The following is a 21,823-nucleotide window of genomic DNA, read 5'->3' on the forward strand; positions in this document are numbered from 1 at the left end:
ACTCCTGCATTGACTGTTCAGTTTGCCACGTCAGTCGACTTGCTCAGCCACCGTTGTGCCTCCTCGGTGTCGGCTTTTGTGCCGAAGCCGATCTGCAACGCGATTGCATACTTCTCGAAAGCGCCGCGGTAGCCGGCATGTGCCGCCCTCGACAGCCATTCGGTGCTCCTGGTATCGGAGTGTTCGAACCCGTGGGTGCCAGCCGCGTAGAAGTCGGACACCTTGAGCATGGCGGCGCCATTGCCGAGCGTTGCTGCCTTCAAGGTCCAGGTTTTTGCTGCTTGCGTGAATGCGGGACTGCCTTCGGATAGCCGCAGATAGAGCCTGGAGAGCAGCGTTGCGACCTGTGGGGAATTCTGCGCCGCCAGGTCGCGAAGCAGCGTTTCCACCTTCTCGTCGCCGCTTGACGGATCGTCGAGCGCGGTCTGCTGCGACAGAATTTCCGTCACCAGGCTTTGCAAGGCTCCTTCGTCGCCGAGCCGTGCACTTTTCAGAAGCCACATGTAGCTATTCTTCGCATCCACCGGCAGACCCTCGCCGGTGCTATACATGCGGCCGATCTCGCGCATGGCCTCCCGCTTTCCACCCTCGGCGGCGGCCTTCATGAACTCGATTGCCCTTGCCTTTTCGGCCGGCCGTTCGTCCAGCAGGAAACGGGCAACCTGGTATTGCGTGCCTGGATCCTTCATTGGCTCGGCCATCACCTGATCGAAGAGATCGAGATAATCCTGCCTAAACTGAGGCACGGTTCTTATCGCCAACGCGACCTGTATCTTTTCCTTCCCCAGGCAGAGCGGCCGGCCGAGGGCAGTTTTGAACATGGCGGCTTTCCGATCGGCATCGCTTTCGACTTCGGCCTGCTTGAGGAGCGCGCGCAAATCGCCTGTCGCGTTCGCGCGCGTGAGCCATCGCTGCCAATCCGCCCCGCCACCCTCAGCGGCGGCTACCTTCATGTCCACCAGCCGCAGCATTGCAGAGATGCTGCCTTTGGACGCTGCCTCGACGAAAAGGCCGGTGGCCTTCTTGGGATCCGGTTCGAGCGTCGGATCGGGATCGATGTAAAGCCTGGCCAACTCGAAGAGCAGGTCCGGATTTCCGGTCTGGGCTGATGCCTCCAGATGCCGTAATGGGCCGGCGTCTCATGAGTAGCCAGTTGGGTGGCTGTCCCTCAGAATGATGATGTTTGGAAACGAGGTCCGAGCGATCGGCCTCAAGCATCATGAGAGGAACAGCCATGGAATATTATGCAGGAATCGACGTCTCGCTGAAAGAGAGCAGCGTGTGCGTGGTCGACGCGACGGGCAAGTTGGTTCGCGAGGTCAAGGTAGGCAGCGAGCCTGAATGCCTGGTCGGGTATTTTGATCAACTGGACTTTCCGGTAGAGCGCATCGGCCTTGAAGCGGGGCCGTTGTCCCAATGGCTACACGCGGCTCTCGTTGCTGCGGGTCATGAGGTGGTTTTGCTGGAAACGCGGCATGTGAAGGCGGCGCTTTCGGCGATGACGGTGAAGACCGACCGCAAGGATGCACGGGGGATCGCGCAACTGCTCCGCATGGGGTGGTATCGTCCGGTCCACGCCAAATCGTCGCCGGCCCAGGACACTCGGGCTCTCCTGGTTGGCCGCAAGCTTCTGCAATCCAAGCTGCTCGACGTCGAGCTCAGCATCCGGGGTATCCTGCGTGGCTATGGATTAAAGGTCGGCGAAGTCAGCCGAGGGCGTTTCGAGGCGCGCATCCGCGAACTGATTGCAGGGCATGCGATATTGTCGATGGTGATTGACGCGATGCTGACGGCGCGAGCAGCGCTGTGGAGCGAATTTACGAAGCTGCACCGCGAGATGCTCAGGATCGCCCGCGCCGACAGAGTTTGCCAACGGCTGATGAGTGCGCCGGGTGTCGGTGCCTTGGTTGCGCTGACCTACCGCTCCGCGGTCGATGATCCAGCCCGGTTCGAAAAGTCCAGCACAGTGGGTGCCTACTTCGGGCTGACGCCGAAGAAATATCAATCCGGCGAAACTGATCGCGATGGCGGTGTCAGCAAGGTCGGCGACGCGATGGTGCGAACCGCATTGTTCGAGTCTGCGCACATAATGCTGACGCGGGCGACGCGCTTTTCCAGTCTAAAGCGCTGGGCGCTCGATGTGGCCAGGCGTCGCGGGATGAAGCGCGCGAAGGTTGCCCTCGCACGCAAACTGGGTGTCGTACTTCACCGCATGTGGATGGATGCGACGGACTTTCGCTGGAGCGCAAACCCTATGGCGGCATGAAGAGAGCTACGTGATTGACGCGGGCAAGTGCAAGGCTTGCGTCTGATGAGGTCCCGTCGCTGGGACGCAGGCTTGGCAAGGTCGTGTGTAGTGCTGTGACCGCTTCGGCGAAGCACGCTTTCTAGATTGACCTGTCGGCTTGTTGATCTGATGGCATAGTGTGGCGGTCTTCGTGCTGACCACGGACAGAAGCATGGCCTCAGCGACGAGATAATCATTCAGAGGGACTTGACGAACAAAGGCCCATTACAGAAGCATTACTCTCGCCTTTATGGCATCGCGCTCCTCGGGGGGATCAGGCGACAAAACCGCCTGCGCCTGTGTCAGTGTCGCGACTCCGGGGTCAGCTATCATCGCGCGCTGGTACCATGTGTCGGCCGCAGCCGCATCCTTGGCCGTTCCCCGGCCGTCACGGTAAGACAGGCTGACCCGCATCATGGCTTCGACGTTGCCTTGCTCGGCTGCTTGCGTCAGAAATTGGAGGGCTGCTGCGTTGCCGTCTGAGGTGCGCTTGGAAAAGGCCTCGTCTGCAAGGGTCAAAAGACTTGCTGCGTTGCCGGCTGTTGCGGCCTTCTCGAGCCAGACACGCGCCTCGGCACGGTCCTTCTCGACGCCCGTTCCGCAGAAGTAGAGCGATGACAGCTCGCTCATCGCAATGCCGAGGCCGCCGTCGGCTGCCGCCTTCAGATATGTCAAAGGATCCTTGTCGAGTTTTATCGACGGCTTTTCACCCGACGCGAGGTTGTAAAGCTCGAAGGCGGAACGAGACGAGCCAAGATCGGCAGCCTTCACCAGCGTCTGCTTGGCGAGTTCGAAATTCGGTGCGCCGGCGCTGCCGCGGGCATAGATGATGCCGAGTTGCTCCAATGTGCGCAGGCTGACGTCTGGCAGCACGGCCGCCTTCTGCAGGCTCTGCAGCTCGAGACCAGGATCGGCTCCGGCCCCATAGGCTCCGCGATAGTAAGCTGCCTTCATTTCATAAGCGCGCGGGTTACCGCGCTCCGCCTCCTGAGCCAGCAGTCTGAATGCTTCGCTCTTGCCGCTTCCTTCTGGTGGGGTTGAAAGCAGGAGGCCAGCAAGGGTCAACCGGCTTGCCGAATGCCCAAGCACCGATGCTTGCCTCAAGAGTGCGATCGCCTGTTGCTGATTGGCGCCAACGCCGCTGTCTTGCAGGTATCTGCGTGCGAGCGTTGACATTGCCCTGACATCACCGAGTTTCACCGCAGCCTGCAACCATTGTGCCGAGGTCTGCTGGTCGTCGAGCCCCAAATCGGGGTCGATCAGGATATCGGCGAAGCCGGTCAGGACGCTGCAATCGCCAGTGCCCAATCTCTCGGACATTTTCGAGATCGCCCGGTTCAGATAGAGGCGGCTGGCGTCGGCGGTCTCGGCGAGTTGTGGATTGCGGTGGTAAAGACGTGCAAGCTCGAGTTCGGCGTTCGGATCGCCGGCATTTGCTGCCGCATTGAGATATGCCTGTGACTTCCTGACGTCGGCCGGCACGACCTCGCCTTTGCGATAGAGCTTGCCAAGAAAGGTGCCCGCCTCGATCGTCCCGCGTTTGATTGCCTCCGTCTCGACCCTGATGATTTCATCGGCGCGCAGAGACGCATTGTCATCGTCTGCAAGAATACGGCCGTAGAGATGGAGCGCTCGACCCGCTCCGGCAAAAGGTAGCTGGCTCAGGTAAACGGCAAGGCGTTCAGCGGTCGCGGGACTTCTCTGATAGAGACTGTAGGGGTCGAAGAGCGTTTGCGCGTCCTGCAGCATGTCGTCGGGCGAGAGCGTGGCCGGGTTCTTGCCATCCCAGCGGCTCCAGTTCCGCGGCGCAGGCACGGCAGGCGGCGCGACGCAGATATGTGAGTAGTCGAAATCCGGGCTAAGGGGGATCAAGGTCTCAGTCGCAGCGATGGCGTTCGCCACCAGAACGGGCGCACAGACGACAAGCGCTGCAGCGAGGATGGTTCTTCGGAAGCTTTCAAGCCGTCGGCCGTCGGCCGCGCTCCAAATCTCGTTTCCGTTCGACATTAAACGCTACCTTATTGCTTCGGACCGTCGTCACCCTCGTCTTGTGCCGATCTCATTCTGTCGACCACACGCTGGCGTGCCCGCGCGATAATCTCGTTTCTCACCAGGACGACCCAGTTGTTGGCCGGCCCGAGTTCACGATCGCTCCAGGCCGGCACGATGAGAGCGGTGCATGCGAGGATTCGTGGATGGCTTCCCCGGGGTCCCTCCAGGGTCAAACCACCCACCAATCGACGTGGTATTCGCTTGCGAAATGTGACGCTGCGTTGGCGCTCACTCTTCCACACCATCATCTTCGATCCCCTGCGACGCTACGGAAGACATCTCTCCCGCTCCCATTTTTTTGAGTTTCTTTGCAGCTTGAACATGCTGCAAAGCGCGCGCTCTCTGCAGCCACTTGATTGCCTCGGCCTTGCTGGCGTCGGTGTTGTCGGCTTCCAGCTCCAGAGCGAGATGAAACATCGCGGTGGTGCTGCCTGCATTCGCGGCTCGCAGCTCCCATTGGCGCGCCTTCTTCGGATCCTTGTCGACACCGATGCCGTATTTGTAGACCTCGGCCAGCCTGTACATGGCGTCGGGAGCATCCCATCCCGTGCTGGCCGAAGCCCGCTCCAGCCAGAGGAGGCCTGCCTCGGGATCACGCTGGGTGCCGAAACCGGATAGAAGCGCGATACCTGCACCGATCATCGCGGATGCGTCACCTTCTTTGGCACCGCGCATATTCAGGCGGAAGTTCTGCGATGCATCGACCGCAGGTCCGATCGCTGCACCATATGTCTCCGCAAGGTCGTGCCAGGCAAACGCATAGCCGTGCTCGGCCGCAGAGCGTAGCAGCCGAACGGCCTTTTCCTCCTCCCGTTTGACACCGCTGCCCCACACATAGGCGAGGCCAAGGTCGCGCGTTGCCATACGGCTTCCCGCGTCGGAGGAAATCTTCAAGTAAGCTGCCGCGACAGCGAGATTGCGCTCGACGCCCCGCCCTTCCCGATAGGCGCGAGCCATGCGCATGTTGGCGCCGGGGTCGTCCGGATGGAGGGCGATCACCGCACGGTAGTAGCCAATGGCTTTCTCGCCATCGCTATCGACATACTTGCCGTCCAGGTAAAGGTCGCCAAGTTTCAGCAGGGCATCGACGTCCCCCTTTTGAGATGCCTGCTCCAGGAGTTCGAGGCCGGTCGCGACATCCTTGGCATCCCCCTTACCTTCAATGTAGACATTTGACAGGGCAACGGCGGCGCCGGGAATCTTGGCACCCGCCAGTTCGCGCAGCATCGAGGCCGCCTGAAGGTTCAGGCGGATATCCGATGGCTTCAGCATGGCGCTTGCGAGATGCACCTTCTCGCGTGGAACGTCGCTCGCCGTCTTCAGGGCCAGGCGTAGCCACCCTGCCCCGACATTTGGATTTTGCGCCCGCCCGGACACGTATTCGTAAAGCGCAACGGCCGCCGGGCTGTTGTTCTTGCGCGCGGCAGTCGTCAATCGCTCGATCGCTTCGTCCAGCTTGCCATTTGCCTTGAGGAACCGCGCCATTTCAACAGGCGCTTCCCGGTTCCCGGCAGCGATCGCGTCGGAGAAGGCCTCATGCGCGTCACGAAACGCAGTCTGCCCGCCACGGGAGAGGTAGAGGTTCGCCAGGCTGACGAGGGCATCGGTGGCGCCAAGCGCGATTGCCTTCTTGTAGAGTGTGACGGCCTGGTCGAAATCCTGCCCGACGATTTCGCCGTCGGCATAGGCCTCGGCTTCCTTCAGCATGGCGCTCTCGCTGCCGGCTCGCGACGCGCGCTCGATATAGGGGAAGGCTTTCTTGCGCTTGTTGATATCGGCTGATGAGAGATAGACCTCGGCCAGGCGATTGAGCACCTCGACCGACTCGGACGCGGCAAGGGCTCGGCGATAGAGGTCAATTGCCTTCGTTTCGTCGATCTCTCCAAGGACGCCCTTGGCGTATATGTCGCCCAGCAGCAATTGGCCGGTAACGCTTCCCTTCGCGGCCAGCTCGTTCAGCTTTTTGACTGCCAGCTCAACGTTTTCCTTGCTTCTCAACGATGGGGCCTCAATGACCAGATGGGCAAATCTCGTGAGGGCGGCATTGGAGCCATTCTTGACCCCGAGCCGGAAAATATTTGCGGCGCGCGTCTGGTCGATGACGACGCTTGCCCCGTCGCGAAAGCTTTCGCCAATCCGGATCAGATCATCATTGGCAACATCGCCGGCCATTGTCGCTTCGTACAGTTGGTCCGACGACCGCCTGCGTTGCTCGGCCGTTTCCTGCAATGCCTGGGAATAATAGAGGACCGCCGTCGCGTCCCTGGCGTCGATCAGCCTGGCAATCCACATATCATAGACATGCGGTGGGACGTTCAACGCACCGGCGTCGGCAAAGTCGCGCACCAATTCCTGTGCGGCCTCGATGGATCCGGCGTTGGCGGCTGCCTGGTATTGTTCGACAGCGGCGGCAGGATCGAAGAGTGGCGTTTCAGGTTCGCCAAGCAGACGTGCGACCCAGACAACTGCCGTCAGCTGGCCCAGTTGCGCGGACTTTCGATACCAGGCCAGAGCCTCTTTCTGATCCTCGGGCTTGTCCGACAGCCTTCGGTAATATCCGCCGAGATCGAAGGCGGCGCCCGCATCGCCCCTTGCTGCACGTTGACGCAGCAGGTTGAGGCCGAAGTTCGTCATCGCCGCAGCCTCATCCGGTGTGGCGCCGGGAAGCTTCGCCAGCTCGAATGCCGCCGCGCCGTCACCGAGGCGAAGAGCAAGATTGAGGCTGTCGCGCGCTTCCTGAACGCGGTTCGGAAATACCGCCAGCTTCTGACCACGGATAAAAGCTGCTTCGGCGCTGCCTGTCTTGATAACGTCATCCAGCAAGGTGAGCGCGCGATCGGCGTCAACCGGACCTCCCTCACCCGCCAGCATCATCTTGGCCAGCAGAAGCTTTGCTTCCGCCTGCCTGGCACCGGGCAGGGTCACGGCGGTCTCAAGGGCCTGGCGGGCCTTGGCGAAGTTCGGAACCCTCAGAGAATTATCGGCCGATACCGCCACGCCGCCACGTAGCTGCTTGGCGATTTTCACAAGACCTTCACCATCGCTCTGCTGGATCAGCAGATCGACCTGTTCCGCTGGTGTCGCTGTCAGTTCCGCGAATGCCACCATCGGCATCGAAAAGGCCAGACAGGTTGCCGCAAGCAAAACCGACAGATGCTTCAGGCGTGCTGTCATCCCAGCCTCCAGAAACATGTGGCGTTGCCGCCGGCGAATTCATCGATGAGAGGACGTTCATTTGCGCCTTCTCGTTCAAGCAGAGCGCCTGCGCGCCGCTGCGTGAAGTTTGCGGGCTCATGAACGGCGAGCGCCTCGAGGAACGCCAGATAGTGGCGTCCGTTGCCGCGGTTTTCCAGGAAGCCGAGATCCGGCCTCATGAAATCCTGTTCCGGCCCCGGAATGTAGTTTTCGGCGGAGTAGGCGTTGACCAGGATCGGATTGGTCATGCCATTCATCCAGTAGGACAGGACCGTCCACATGGATTTCTTCTTTCCATCGGCCGTCGCGGTAGCATCGAACAAGTCGTCCTGGCCGCCGGCTGCGATTTCAGCCATGACGGTCATGCTGGTCAGCGATTGGCGCATGTACCAGAGCGCGCGGGCACCGCGACGGGTTTCCAGAGGCAGGCTGCCGTCGGCCCGGGCATCGTCCAGGATGACGTGGAAGCGGTCGATCCCCTTCTGGTAGAGTTCCTGGTCACCGGTCAGGCTGCCCCAGGCCATCAGGACGCTGTCGGCAAGATAGCGGTGGTTGTTGTAGTCGACGCTTCCCTCAAAGATCTGATCTGTGCGTCGAACCAGCGGATCGATCCAGGCGATCAGCTTCTGCTTTTCTTCATCGCTGAGCCCGTCGCGGATGATCGAATAAGCCACCACAGTCGGCAGCATCAGACGCTTCAGGGCATAGTAGGCATCGTGAACTTTCTCGGTTTCGGAGAATGCGTCGGCATCGGCCCATTTCAGAAGAAAGGTCTTGAGCATTTCCTCGGCGCGTTTATCTCCAGCGAGTGCTCGCCCGGACAGAACCATGACCGCCCAGGCGTACTCGTTGCCGGACCGGTCCGTGCCGTAGCCTTCTGTGGTCGTCAGGCCCTTGATGATCTCGATGCTGCCCCACTTGGCGTCGGCGTCGACCGCAAGGCAGGCCCTATGCGCATCGGATGACGGATTTTGTGCGAGAAAGGCCTTGCGTGCCTTCACGTCAAACAGGCCTTGATAGCCGCCGTTCGCAGCCTGACTTGCGGATGCCTGCGTCGAGTTCGGCAACATTGTTGCGCTGACAATGGCAGCGGCAAGGGCGATGCCGTTACGAACCGCGAAGAGAGAACGAGCCGCATTTTTCAAGTGTTGTCTCCTTTTCCATGGAAACTTTCGAATTGCACCGAGCCGCGGGCGTCCGTGCAATTGCCGGCCGTTTTGCTGTCAAAGAAAAGTGCGTCGTTCTCCCCCAGGAACCCCGCCTGCCGGAAAGCGCATTCGTAGTTTGCCGGCCGCTGCGGACGGCAAGTCGATGCGATTGCCACGTCCTGATGTCCGTTGAAGCGCAGGACATGCCCCTCGAAGGGGCGTGTGTCGCCGTCGAGCAGACGCCCCTCCTGGTTGCGAAATTCGTTCTTTGCCAATGTGAGACCCGAAACGCCGGCAGCTTTTATTCCCTTGCCGTTCGCTGAAATCATATTGTCTGACGCCGCAAAGGTCGTCAGCGGCACATAGGGGTCCATCACCAGATCGCGCTTGTGCTCGCCCTCTGCAAGCGACAGGTCGCTGATGTAGCCGCTGATGGCCTCGAGTTTGTTGCCGACGATGGCGTTGTCATAAACGGCGATGTCCCAGCTATTGCGCATGCGCACACCGGAGCGACCATTGTCGATGAAGGCGTTGGCGACAGCGAGATTGCAGCTACTTTCGAAGAAGGTCAGGCCATCCTGGTCGTTCTCAAAGGAAAGATTGCCATAGACAAGGTTGTCCACGCTGTCGCGGTCGAGCATCAGGCCGGAGCCCTTGTTGTGGAACACGACGTTGCCGACCTTCCAACTGGCATCGACGCTCCGCGAAATGATGATGCCGTGCTTCACCATCGTGTCATGGGCTGTATTGAGCGCGATGAGCAGTCGATGCGAGCGGTCGTGCGGATCGACGCCATAAAGGACGTTGCTTGCGTATTCGTTGCCGATCAGCGAGATGTCATCGGCTTCGTAGGAATAGAAGCCGTATTCGAAGTTATGAAAATAGTTCTCGACGACGATGCCCGTTGGATTTCGCAATTGCTCGCGGACCTTGGCGATCGTCTTCGGGCCGGCCGAGAAGGTGAGCCCGAATGATTTGGATGCCGCGTATCCGAGCGAATCCAGGACCGATCCGCCAATGTACATTTCGGAGTTGCTCCAGCCAACGATGAAGGGCCGGAAGACCTCGCGCGTGTCTTTGGTGGAATTGCGTGGCTTCTGCAGCACCTCATCCCAGGATGTCACCGTCGTGTCCTGAATGAAGAGTTTGCCGCCAACCGCGACAAACGCACCAGCAGTGGCCGACAAGCGATAGACCGATGCCTCCTGGCCGGACAGGATCAACGCGGCGCCTTCGCTAACGAGCAGCGGCGCGCGAAGCGTGATGATGTCGCCTTCCCTTTCGACCAACGGCTCGCCAGCGGCGCTGTCCAGCTGCATTGCAAGACTACCGAGTGTATAGATGCCGCTTTGAATGACGATAAGTCGTGGATAGAGAAGTCCTTGCGCGCGCGCGGCATGGGAAAGACCGGTAAATCCGCCGGAAAGATCCTCCATGAATTTGCTTTCGTAAGGGCTAAGGTTTCCCAACGTTATTGATACCCGCCCCGGTGTCGGCAGCGGTAGCATCGAGCGCGTCGTTGCGGCCGTCTTGGCTATGTCGGGATATCCATATTTGCTGAGCGGAGCGCTCATCAGGGCTGTCGTGCGAAGCGACATGCGGCCATCACTGAAGAGGGCCTTTGAGGATTGGGGCAGGTCCTCGTCTTTCGCCTGCAATGACACCTTGTTCAGCCAGTCCCTGTAGTCCGGCGGCTCACCCTTCCCCAACCCCCAACCGAGCCTATCGAGGTGGCGTAACTGCGCCTCGGCAATGGCCCGAAATGTGCGCACTCGCAGCATCGGATCGTGAATATCCCGGGTGACGAGAATGGCCGTCCTGACGTAGTCCGGATCGCTGGCCACCGCGATCATCACCTCGGCTTTCAGCCGCTCGTCGCTGCCAGCCACCTGGTTGTCGAAATAGGCGACGGCGCTTTTGCTGTCACCCGACAACGCAGCCCGGCTCGCGATGCGTCCTGCTGCTTTCGCTTTCAGCTTCTCGTCGGAAATCCTGCTAACGAGCCTCTTTGCAAGCTCGATCTGGTTGGACTTTGATAAGTAGTCGATGATGTCGAAGAACAGGTCATCTCGCTGGTCTGCCTTGTCCACTTTGCCTGCATAGGCGATCGCCTGGTCAACGACATCGGCCGCCTTTTCTGCTCCGTCCTTCGCAGATATCTCCTTGGCAAGCCGAAGAAGCGCCTCGACACGATATTCGGGTTCCTTGATGGAGCCTGCCAGACCGATTGCGTCGTCGATCTTGCCATTGCGTGCCAAGACGCGGACAATTTCCGACTTCACACGGCCTTGGTCTTCGTCGTTTGTTATCTCGCCGGCGATCTTCGTTGCGGCATCGAGATCTCCCTCTCGCGCCTTGGCGCGGCCTATCCCCGAGAGCGCCTGCTCGCGGTCCTTGAGGGTGGTGATCTTCGGAAGAAGTGCTTCAGCCTTCTTCAAATCGTCGCTGTCTGCGAGCGCCTTGGCAAGGTTTCCCAGGGCGTTCGACGCGCCCTTCATGTCGGTCAGCTGATCTGCGAAGGCTTGCGCGTCATCGAAGCGCCTGAGGTCGGTCGCTCCGCTGATAGCGGCAATGAGCGCTGCTTCCTTCGCGTCACCGTTGAGCGTTTTGACGATCTCCCTGCCACGGTCATATTGCTGGGACGCCATCTTCGCCAGGCCACGGTCATTAAATTCGGCAGCAAGGGTGAAGTCGATCTCCGCAAGCCCTGGTCCGGTTTCCATGACGTCGGTCATTGCCGTCGCATCGATCAGGCGGTCAGCATCGACACGGTTCTTGACGATGCGGACGATGAGATCTTCCTGATCACTTCGATCAGCGAGGCTTGTGGCAAAGACCGGAAACAGGCTTACTGCATTCGCCGTGAGGGCTGCGCTCAAGACCTCGTTGACGACGTCCGCCCGGTGTTCGGAGGACTGAGGATCGACGGCGAGAGCCAGCAGCAGGGCCGGCTCGATTCTGCCAGCCTTGAGTTCCGCCTTCATCGCAGCCGAGATGTCGTCAAATTTGGCGTCCTTGATCGCCGTCTTGCCGAGCTTCTTGTCGCCGAGCAGCCGCAGGGCGATATCATAGCGGGCAAATCCACGCATGCGCGCTGGCCACATGCCGCCGACGGCCTTGTTGATGATGTTCGAGGTCAGCTTCGGTTCGACGTATGCGCCAACCTGGGCGATGTTATTGAGCGCCGCATTCTTCTCTTCAGCCGAGGCGATCTGTGTGCTGACATCGATTGCTCTTTCCAAAAGGGTCAAAGCGGCATCGTGGTCGCTCGCGATCTGTCGCGCATAGTCGGCCAGCGCCGATACTTTGAGTTCCGGCGCCGACAGGGCGTCGATGAGATCGTCGATCCTTAGCCTCGTCGTGACGCGCGCATCTGGATCGGTGCCCTTGTCAGTCAGGCTTGAGAGCGTGGCGCTGAGCGTTCCTGTTGTGACCACGTCGCCAGTAATGCCGTCGGCCTTTAGGTCGGCAATGCTCGCTTTAGCAGCCGCATCTCCACCTTCCGCGCTCACCGAAAGTGCGGCGAGGTGGCCGCGGGCGCGGTCATAAGCCTTGATCCGCTCGGCAGGCGTCCTGGCCTTGTCGACATCCAGAACAGATTGCCGGATTTTCTCGACGATCTGCTGAGCGCCATCCGACGTCTGAGTGAACGCAGGATACGTCCCGACTGCGCCGAAGAGCGCGGTCACGGTCAAGATCGAGACGGTCAATCCGGCGAGGTATCGTTTTGTGCTCATGCGCATTAACTCCCTCGTCCTTTGCGCGGTATCGAACTTATCTCACGCGCTTTGTCCTTAGATGTTTCACCGACACGAGCGCTCGTTCATCCATTGGTTTCGGCGGCAGTTTGGCTGTCTTTGCCGGTTATGCCGATGACGTTCTTCAGCATTTCCGGCAGGCTTGCGGTTGCCCACGGCGACTGCACAAATCGCACTGTCACGGGCGTTCCCACGATGGATGAGAGATTGGCATCCCTGACGTCGATGTTGATCGGGATCTTGTTTCCGGACGCCAGATCAGTGCTTGTAAGCTTCGGCAGCTCCCGGATGGTCGCATTCGAGATTTTCTCGCCATGCGGCAACTCGACCAGAACACGGGCGCCCTTATAGAGGCGCAGCGCTTGGGAATAGTCGACCATTGCGACGACGTGCGGCTTGGCATTCCGCATGCTGAGAGAAAGAAGCCGTTGTCCGGCTCGGACCTGGCTGTCCAATCCGACCTGAACGTCCTGAATGGTGCAGTCACAGCGGGCGAGCACGGTAACGCTGCGGTTGTTGGCTGTCGGCAGGATAGTCGCCACCGGGTCACCGGCGTTGACGGCCCCTTGTGTCACGATATTTGTGACGATCCCGTCCGACGGGGCGATCACGGCCGCTGAATCGATCGTCACCAGCGAACCGTCCGCGCTGAAGGTCCAAAGCTTTTGATAAAGCGCACCCCACAGGAAAAACACGACTCCGAGGCCGAGTACCACCGGCAACGCGATGCGCAACGACCTCTTGGCAACCGCCTTGTATCTCTGGCCGGCGGATTGGTCCTGCGGGCTGGGATCCTTTTTACGACTGCGGGGGTCGATGAACCGGCTCGACAGGTCGAGAACATCGTTGAGTGTGACCACTTCGCCGGTCAGATGAGCATCGCGCACATAACGCAGAAAACGGAGTTGTTCCCCCGTTAGGGACATGTACTGAAAGCCGGTGCGCCCCTTCGTGGGGTCACAATAGCGAACCTGCGCATCGACCCTTAGCGTGAAGACAAAGCCATCGAAAGGGAATTCAAGATCGATCGGGAACGTTTTGAATTCGGGCAGGACCGTCTTTCCGGTCGCGACGCCTATACCGCCGACCGACCAGTCGAGACAGTTGTACCGGTACCCGTCGATGACGCATTTCAACGGGAGTTTGTAGCGTGCGTGCTGGCGGTGTACATCCGCCTCGAATTTTACGACGTTCATATCCACTCCCTCAATTTATCGGGTCCAGCCCGTAAGCCATCGCAAGTATGGATGCGTCAGGAATTGCCAATTGTCCCAGGACGAGGGCGACAATCGTTATGAAAAGCGTGATCGCGAAGAGATGAACAAGCGCTGACGAAACCTCGCGCACGCGGCTTTCGAAGCGTGTCCGGCTATCTGCAAGTGTCGTCTTCTGGCGCGTCCACCTTTGCTTGTTGAGGTGGAAGAAAATGTAGGTTTTGACGATCGATCCGTAGATCTGATTGAAATAGATGAAGAAGGGATAGAAGGCCGAAACGCGGCGGCGCGAATTGAATAGCATCAGCGTCAGAAGGTAACGCGTGGCGAGCACCCAAAGAAGGTAGATCAGAAAGGCAAACGGTGTCTCGAACAGTCCGACGAGGAGGACCATTGCCAGCCCCGCCAGCGAGGTCCACATCGAGACGCGTTGATCGAAGATCGTCCACCACGTGAAGAAGCCGACCTTGGATGACCCCAATGCCAGCGCCCGTGAATTCGTGCGCAGCATATTGCCGAACCAGCGCACCATCAGTTGCGTTGCGGCCGGCAGAAAGTGTTTGGACGGAGGCTGCTCGACGGTCGCGACGACGACGTCGGGAATATAGAGCATCCTGAAGCCGTTGCGCAGCAACCAGAACCAGCTCGACTTATCGTCTCCGGTCAGGAACTTCAGGCGGCCGAACCGCCAGTGATCGACGTAATCGGATTCGACCTGCCTGACAAAATCGGGGTTGCAGATGATCGACGCCCGGAACATCGACATGCGGCCGGTCAGTGTCAGTACCTTTCGCGACAACCCATTCGACGACATGAGGATATGACGCTGCGCAAAGCGCAGGCTGTACCAGATATGGAACTTTGCCTTGCCGTGCACACGTGAGACCTCATCTGTCGTAAGCGCGCCAACACTGTTATCGGCGCGGAAAAACCCCACGCATTTGCTGACAAGATCAGGTGGAACGATAGAGTCGCCGTCAATGACGGCCACCACATCGTCGGCCTTCGGCTCCTGCCGAGAAATCGCGCGGAAACCATAGGCCAATGCATCGCGTTTGCCGGTGCCTGCGATACGAGTGATAACGAGGCGAATATCGGTGTCCTCGCCGCAGATCAGCTTGTAGAGTAACGTGATGAGGCGCTGATCTCCCATTTCGACAATGGAAGCGACCACGGTCGCGCCACCGGGCGCGCGCATTGCGGCTTCAAACGCAGCGCGGTAAACGGCGGCCGTCGTATCGCTGTCGATGCGGAAACTGGTGACAAGGAAAAAGACGTGCTGATCACCGAGCGCGTCGGCGCTCCTGCGCATTGCATCCTCGGCCTCGGCGCGCATCTTTGGAAAGACGATCGAACGGTAGATGTTGGAGCGCACAAAATGCGTGAGGCCCCAACCGTAGCGCCAGACGGCAAGGAAACCGAGACCGAAGAGGGCACCGGAATGAGCGCCGACAAGACTATCGAATGGCGTAATCGAAGCGATGCAGAAGACCAGAGCAATATAGGCGAGATGTGCTTCAAGGGTTTCACTCCAGGCGACAAGCCACGAAGCGGATCGGGCGTCCCATCCGTCGGACGACGGCGCCAGCAGACGATCTACTGGTGCTGCAACCGGCACGTAGCCATCGGCATATTGCATTCCTGCCATCGGTTCCTGCCTCGATGTTCCCGCAGCCATGCGGCGAGAAGCGCTCCGACTTCCCCTTTGCGTCTGTTTGAATATGAGCGCCGGCCGCGCCAGGCGGCGAGCGTCAACACGTCACCAGCACAGGCCGTGGTAGATGACGCTTTTGTTTTCCGGCTCTTCGATACGCGCCAGATCGATGACTGTGATCGGTTTGCCGGCGGTCTCGATTGCATCGATGAGACCGGGATACTTGTTGCCAACAACAATGACCTCGGATCGTGCGATGACATCCTTGATGGTGTCCTTTAGCAGCGGCGCGATGTGCTTGAGGAAGTTGCGGCCCTGGTTGGCATCCCTGGCAACATTCGGATCGTAGATGGACACGTCCTTGCCTTTGCCAAGAAAGCCTTCGACGAGTTCGAGCAGCGGGCTTTCCCTGAGGTCATCCGTATCCGCCTTGAAGGTCACACCGATGAAGCCGATTGCCTCATGCGATGCGCCATCGACGAGCGAACGGGCGTGATCGATTTGCATGGTATTGGCGAGCCTTGCGGCGTCCAATATCGGTGTCGGCACGTTCATCGAACGGCCGAGTGCCGTCAGAGCTCGCAGGTCCTTGGGAAGGCAGGAACCGCCATAGGCGAAGCCCGGCTTCATATAGGCCCGGGATATGTTCAGGCGTGTGTCGGAACACAGCACATCCATGACGACATGGCTGTCGATGTTCTTGGCCTTGCAGATATTGCCGATCTCATTCGAGAAGCTGATCTTGACGGCGTGCCAGCAGTTATTGGCGTATTTGACGATTTCGGCACTGCGCATTGGAATGACATGCGGTGTGACGCCAATGTGGCGGACAAGAGTCTTGAGCGCCGCAATGGAGCGCGTATCGTCTGCATACTGCCCGAACACGATGGCGCCGGGTCTGTAGTAGTCGGCGATTGCTGTGCTTTCACGAAGGAATTCGGGGTAGTAGGCAATGCCGAAGTCACGTCCGGCGATCTTGCCTGACGCTTTCTCCAGTGTGGGAATGACGAGCTCCTCCATTGTCCCGGGAAGGATCGTCGAGCGCATGACAACGATATGAAAGTCGGCTTTGTGCCGCAGGGCCTTGCCAATGTCTTCACAGACCTGACGGACGTAGTTGGTGTTCAGTGTGCCATCCGGCAGGCTCGGCGTTCCGACACAGCAGAAAGAGATGTCGGTATCGTTGATGGCGTCGGCTGCGGAGTGGGTAGCGCTCAACAGGTCGATTGCATGGGCGGCGTGCAGCAATTCATCCAGGCCCGGCTCGACGATCGGGGGCTCACCTTCGGCAAGACGCTCGACTTTGAACCGGTCTGGATCAACAGCGATCACGGCAAAGCCATCCTTGCTGAGGCAGGCGGAGAAAACGCAACCGACATAACCGGCGCCAAAGACACTAACTCGATATCGACCAGTCTCGGCGCTCGGATAGTAATCGTCTAGAACAGTAACTTTTTGTTTGGCGGCAGGGTGAGCGGAATTCAGTTCGATTTCCATGTGGAACCTCGTCTGCGCGCAGTTGAATTCTCCGGCGAATTCTTTCGTCGGGACACACGCTTACAGTTAAGGAAACCCCCACCAGACGTAATTCGTTGAACGTCTTTGTTGTCGCGGTAAAGCGCGATGCTAAGCGCAAATAACTCTGTATGCAATAGATAAAAATTAGCATTAGATAATATAATTTGAAGGAATCATACTTTTATTAAAAATAGGCGAGCTAAATCAAGTGATTACAATGAGGATTGATCGAGTGCAGGGGGTGCGAGTAGTGCCAAATTCTAACGCTTTTATGGATTAACTATTAGCTTTTTTACGATCAAGTCAGGGCAGATGAAGTTATTTTGCTTTGGAACTTGGCAAGATGATTAAAGTGTATCGCCGATACTATCTATGGAAAGTATTACTGCTGTTTCGCAGAAGCGCTCATTGCTGTGTCTCCGGTGGATGGCGTGGCGACCAATACTATGCAGTCAGGCGGCGGCTTAAGAGCATCTGACGACGTTCCCACCACACAAGCGCTAGGCTGGAGGCAATGATCAGCACCGCGCCTGCCACGACATTGACCGTCGGGACGTCCGACCAGATGAGATAGCCGTAAAGAAACGCCCAGACGAGGCCGCTATATTCCATCGGAGCAAGCGTCGACGCGGGTGCACGGCGAAAACCCTCGTAGAGCAGATACTGGCCGGCCGCCGCCACGAAGCCGAGACCGATCATCAGCACCCAGCCGAAAAGATCGGGCGTCCTCCACAACCACGGCAGCGTCGCGCCGCAGGCGACGGCGAAGAGAAAGCTTGTCGCCATCATCTGGTTCGGAGTGCTTTCGGTGCGGCTGACGAGGCGAACAAGCACAGTGCTCCATGCCCAGCAGAAGCCGGCGAAGATGACCATTCCAGCCGGCACAAGGCTTGGCGCTTCTGCAGGATCGGCGGCAAGCACCACACCGGCGAATCCACCGATGCATGCCAACCAGCGCATCGGCCCGACATATTCCTTGAGGACGAGGATCGAGAGCAGCACTACTATGATGGGTGCCGAGAAATACATCGTCGTGATCTCGGCAAGACCGAGGTCGCGGGCAGCCGAATAATAGGCCATCCAGGCGGCGAGCATGAGCCCTGCACGCAACAACAGAGATTTCCGGTGCGGGCTTTTCAGTATTGAAGGATGCCGCAGCCGTCGAACCATGATGCCGGCGATAACGGCGATCAGGATGCTGCGCATAAAGAGGATCTGTGGGACCGCGTAGTCGGCCACAAGCCACTTCACCACCGCGTCCTGAATGGCAAACAGCGAATAGCCGGAGCAGGCGAGCGCAATTCCGACGAGTGGGCTCGCGGGGTGGTCATCGAATCGTTGGAGCATTGGCGTGTGGCAGGGATCACATCTTATGGATAATGCCTATCAAGAAGTTCGCCATGTGACAATCGCGAGAAATCAATACGGCAAAGCTGTCGTCGGGCGGCCAGCCAAGCGATTTTGGACCTATCCGGCTCGCGCGCTTATGGGTTGCTTCGTCAGGGTCGCCATATGGCAGATCCTAGCTTCGGGCCTTGCTTCGCGGACGTAACTGCGGTCTATCTACGGCCTCTCAGGTAAAGCAAAGGTGCGTGTGATGAATGAGGGCAAGTCGACGCTTTATGTGGCCACGTCGTGGGCGTTGTGGCCAGCGCTCTTCGCTGCGGGGTTGATCGGGGCGGGCTGGGCTTTTGACACAGGCGCGCCGCTGTTGTGGTTTAACGTCGTCTATCTGTCGATCGTCGCCGCGATCGCAGGCTTCGAGCGGTTGATGCCCTATGAACACGAATGGCTGAAGCGTGATGGCGAAACTTTCAACGACATCGCACACACGCTTCTGACCAAGGGCGGCGTACAACTTGCCGCGGCCGTTGGAGCGTCTGCCCCAATAGCGATTGCCACAGTCGTGCAGCCAGCAGTTACATCGCCGACGGCGCTATGGCCGGACCACTGGCCCCTTGCCTTCCAGGTCGTGGTGGGTTTGATCATCGCGGAATTCGGTCTCTATGTCGCGCACCGCGCCGCGCACGAGATCCTTTCGTTGTGGCGGTTTCACGCCCTGCACCACAGTGTCGAGCGCCTGTGGGTCGTCAACACCGGTCGTTTTCACGTGGTCGATTCGCTCTTCAAGATCGCGCTTAGCCAAATCCCGCTTTATATCCTGGGCGCGCCGCTTCCCGTTTTCCTCTGGATCAGTGCGGTGACGGCGTTCATCGGCCTCCTCACGCACTGCAACATGGATGTCAGGACAGGCCCGCTCGACTGGCTTTTCAGCACCCCGCGCCTGCACCGCTGGCATCACTCGAAGGTGCTTGCCGAGGGAAACACCAACTACGGCGAGAATCTCGTTCTGTGGGATCAAATATTCGGGACGTACTTCAATCCTGCACGCCGGTCTCCCGTTGATATCGGGATCAGTGGACGGATTGCCGAGGGCTTCTTGGCGCAACTCGCGCAGCCCTTTTCGGCCAAAGGGTTCAGGCAGATCCTAGGGCGTCGCCATGCGCTTCAAATGAACGCCGCGCCTGAAATGGAACGGGTCGAGCAGGACACCGGCGTCCGCGCTGGAACTTCCGGTTCCCTTCATTGAAATAGCTGGCGCATAGCGGCAGATGGCGCTCAGCCCTTTGCTGCGCGCCATCTCTGGAGATGTAGCCGTCTTTATTCGGAGGTACGACCCGGAAAGCCCCCTACTCGGCAGCCCGAGTTCATCTTGCATCGCTTTGGAACATATCGTTGAGCTTGTAAGCAACTTCCGTCCGGTTCGTTGCCTTCAGCTTCTTCATAATGTTCCGAATATGAACCTTAACTGTGCTTTCGCGGAGATTGAGTTCATAGGCGATGATCTTGTTCGCCTTTCCCTTGCGAAGCGCCTGTACGACCTCGGCTTGCCTCAGTGTGAAGATGCGCGTGAGTTCCTTTGGCCGCTGTTGCTGTTGGCTCCTCTCGACCGTCGCTGCAGACGTCGAAAAGGCGTTGCCCGCGACAATAAAGGTGCCGCCTGCGACTGCCAGGGCAATTGCCTCGACGCATACTTCAATTCCTACAGATGTCGGAATGAAGCCACGAGCACCGTATTGGAGCATCTTCAAAGTTTGGCCGAGGTCGTCGTCATCGGCCAAGATAACAACCGGAGCCGGTGCAAGCTGCGAGGTGATCATCGCGATCTCCTCTGAAAGGGCGGCTTCATCTGCCTTTCGGCCAGCGATGTTGAGAAGAACCGCGCCAACGGGCCGGCATGTATCTTTCTTTCGCTGCCATTCTGCGATCGAGCCGACGGCATGGGCCATCATGCCGAGACCATTCGCTTTCAAAGTCGTCGCAAGGCATTCGCGTTCGAGTGTTCTGGCGTCGACAATCAGCACGCAGCGATCATCGTCCTGGACGCCGTTAGAATGCTCGAAGCCCTCTTTCGCCCCCGACGTTGCCATCTCACGCCGAAGCGTGCCCAGTGGTATTCGTCCGCTTTCGAATTCCGAAGGTACGTAATTCATACTAGCCTCATACCTCTATAGTTCTGGAGAATAGTCGTGCGTAATGAGCGCAATACATTGCGACGTCTCTAGAACGATTTGCTGATCCCCTTTAGTATGCCTCCAAAGTAGAAATACTGCATATGTCCAATCACAAGTCTGCTGATCGGATGGTTTCTACTTTATTAAGAAAGTACATACATGGATGCTAATAAGCAATACAAAAATATTTCAGACAGTTAAGGCGGAGGCTTCGAGTATATAAAAATATGCTTTGTTTTTGGAAAACTCGGAATGTATTTTCTCAACATAAGAAGTACATCGGTGCGCGGTGGGCGGAAGTGATCTACGGCGGAATAAAATTCCTTACAGATGTTATTGAGATTGGGCTTTTTCGATGAAACTGCTGCTATCGGACGCATTTAATTTTAGGCATTTCTGCAAGTTGTGCCGATTTCGATCGTCGACATTTAGGCTGCCGTTGCTGTCGCAATGATCCCACCATAGGCGTTCCCATTAAGTGTTCTTTGTGGGCGCGTTCCGTCGCGGCCGCATGAGGTCGTTACATCATCAGGGAATGATTTTCTCTCAAGGATGAAGGTGTGGGCTGATGCAAAAGGGTGGATCGCATCGGAAGGTCGGGTAAAGGAACTAGGCAAGAGCCCTTTCGGGGTGTTCAAGGCTTAGGAGGAGACCTGAAATGCCATCGCTTCGTTTTGCCCTCAACCATATGGCGGCGCCGGCGCTGCCGATTGAAGACTTCTTTGCGTTGGCGAGGTCGCTTGGCGTTGACGCAGTCGAGATACGCAACGATCTCACGGACAATGCGATCCTCGATGGAACCGCGCCGGACACGATCTCGCGCGCCGCGCTGAACCATGAGTTGACCATTATCTCGATCAACGCGCTGCAGCGCTTCAATGAATGGAACGCCGCCCGCGCCGAGGAAGCGCAGGCGATGATCAGCTATGCGAACGCGTGTGGCGCCAAGGCGCTCGTTCTTGTTCCGAAGAACGACGGCACCGGCCGAGCTGACGGTGAGCGTCAGGAGAATCTGCGCCAGTCTCTGGCTGCACTAAAGCCGATGCTTGAGGCCGCCGGGATCATAGGCCTCGTCGAGCCGTTGGGATTCGAGATTTGCTCGCTGCGGTCAAAGGCGGAAGCCGTCCAAGCAATCGAGGCGGTGGCGGGCCGATCGACATTCAAGCTGGTCCATGACACGTTCCATCATCATATTGCCGGCGAAGCCCAACTCTTTCCCGACCTGACCGGGCTGGTCCACATTTCGGGTGTCGCGGATCCCGCTGTTTCCATTGCTGATATGCGTGATCCCCACCGCGTGCTGGTGGCGGCGGATGATCGTCTGGACAATGTCGGGCAGGTGCGTGCACTCATAAAGGCGGGTTATGCCGGACTGTTCTCGTTTGAACCGTTCGCAGCCGAGGTGCACCAGCTCAAGGATCCGGCAAAGGCGTTGCGGGCGAGCATGGATTACCTTTCGGCGCACGTCTGAGCCCGGGCCCT

Annotated in this window: 13 protein-coding genes; 3 read left to right on the forward strand and 10 right to left on the reverse strand. The window is 58.6% G+C overall.

The features are described from left to right. Positions 1 to 17: 17 nt before the first annotated feature. Complete coding sequence (locus NBG89_RS20160) at positions 18 to 1,073, reverse strand: hypothetical protein (protein ID WP_431323906.1); 1,056 nt, start codon at positions 1,071 to 1,073, stop codon at positions 18 to 20. A gap of 161 nt (positions 1,074 to 1,234) precedes the next feature. Between NBG89_RS20160 and NBG89_RS20165 the strand changes: the two genes are divergently transcribed. Next, positions 1,235 to 2,266, forward strand: a complete 1,032-nt coding sequence (locus NBG89_RS20165; RefSeq protein WP_099086550.1) for an IS110 family transposase — start codon at positions 1,235 to 1,237, stop codon at positions 2,264 to 2,266. 246 nt (positions 2,267 to 2,512) lie between these two features. Here NBG89_RS20165 and NBG89_RS20170 read toward each other — a convergent pair whose 3' ends face one another. The 8 genes from NBG89_RS20170 to NBG89_RS20205 form a co-directional block, all read right to left on the reverse strand. Beyond that, complete coding sequence (locus tag NBG89_RS20170) at positions 2,513 to 4,294, reverse strand: tetratricopeptide repeat protein (RefSeq protein ID WP_431323907.1); 1,782 nt, start codon at positions 4,292 to 4,294, stop codon at positions 2,513 to 2,515. Between the two features lie 273 nt (positions 4,295 to 4,567). Then, the gene (locus tag NBG89_RS20175) at positions 4,568 to 7,513 is read right to left on the reverse strand and encodes a tetratricopeptide repeat protein (protein WP_431323908.1); all 2,946 of its coding nucleotides are present in this window, start codon (positions 7,511 to 7,513) and stop codon (positions 4,568 to 4,570) included. Next, entirely contained in the window at positions 7,510 to 8,679 is a 1,170-nt protein-coding gene (locus tag NBG89_RS20180; RefSeq protein WP_431323909.1) for an alginate lyase family protein, read from the reverse strand. The genes NBG89_RS20175 and NBG89_RS20180 overlap by 4 nt, the downstream gene beginning before the upstream one ends. After that, on the reverse strand, positions 8,676 to 12,419 hold the full coding sequence (locus NBG89_RS20185; protein WP_431323910.1) for a NosD domain-containing protein: 3,744 nt from the start codon (positions 12,417 to 12,419) through the stop codon (positions 8,676 to 8,678). The genes NBG89_RS20180 and NBG89_RS20185 overlap by 4 nt, the downstream gene beginning before the upstream one ends. A gap of 86 nt (positions 12,420 to 12,505) precedes the next feature. Continuing rightward, positions 12,506 to 13,636, reverse strand: a complete 1,131-nt coding sequence (locus NBG89_RS20190; RefSeq protein WP_431323911.1) for an HlyD family efflux transporter periplasmic adaptor subunit — start codon at positions 13,634 to 13,636, stop codon at positions 12,506 to 12,508. Positions 13,637 to 13,646: 10 nt separating this feature from the next. Then, on the reverse strand, positions 13,647 to 15,302 hold the full coding sequence (locus NBG89_RS20195) for a glycosyltransferase (RefSeq protein WP_431323912.1): 1,656 nt from the start codon (positions 15,300 to 15,302) through the stop codon (positions 13,647 to 13,649). 111 nt (positions 15,303 to 15,413) lie between these two features. Further along, complete coding sequence (locus NBG89_RS20200; RefSeq protein ID WP_431323913.1) at positions 15,414 to 16,805, reverse strand: nucleotide sugar dehydrogenase; 1,392 nt, start codon at positions 16,803 to 16,805, stop codon at positions 15,414 to 15,416. A gap of 465 nt (positions 16,806 to 17,270) precedes the next feature. After that, positions 17,271 to 18,173: a DMT family transporter gene (locus NBG89_RS20205; protein WP_431323914.1), complete on the reverse strand. Its 903-nt coding sequence runs from the start codon at positions 18,171 to 18,173 to the stop codon at positions 17,271 to 17,273. Between the two features lie 250 nt (positions 18,174 to 18,423). On the opposite strand from NBG89_RS20205, the gene NBG89_RS20210 reads away from it, so the two are divergent. Continuing rightward, complete coding sequence (locus NBG89_RS20210; RefSeq protein WP_431323915.1) at positions 18,424 to 19,416, forward strand: sterol desaturase family protein; 993 nt, start codon at positions 18,424 to 18,426, stop codon at positions 19,414 to 19,416. Positions 19,417 to 19,534: 118 nt separating this feature from the next. Here the strand turns inward: NBG89_RS20210 and NBG89_RS20215 are convergent, their stop codons facing one another. Next, a complete protein-coding gene (locus tag NBG89_RS20215) occupies positions 19,535 to 20,320 on the reverse strand; it encodes a LuxR C-terminal-related transcriptional regulator (RefSeq protein ID WP_431323916.1) in 786 nt (261 codons plus the stop codon). A 679-nt stretch (positions 20,321 to 20,999) separates the two neighbouring features. Here NBG89_RS20215 and NBG89_RS20220 point away from each other — a divergent pair. After that, positions 21,000 to 21,812, forward strand: a complete 813-nt coding sequence (locus NBG89_RS20220) for a TIM barrel protein (protein ID WP_431323917.1) — start codon at positions 21,000 to 21,002, stop codon at positions 21,810 to 21,812. Positions 21,813 to 21,823 lie beyond the last annotated feature (11 nt).

This window comes from Rhizobium sp. YTU87027, assembly GCF_050644135.1.
Classification (GTDB): domain Bacteria; phylum Pseudomonadota; class Alphaproteobacteria; order Rhizobiales; family Rhizobiaceae; genus Rhizobium.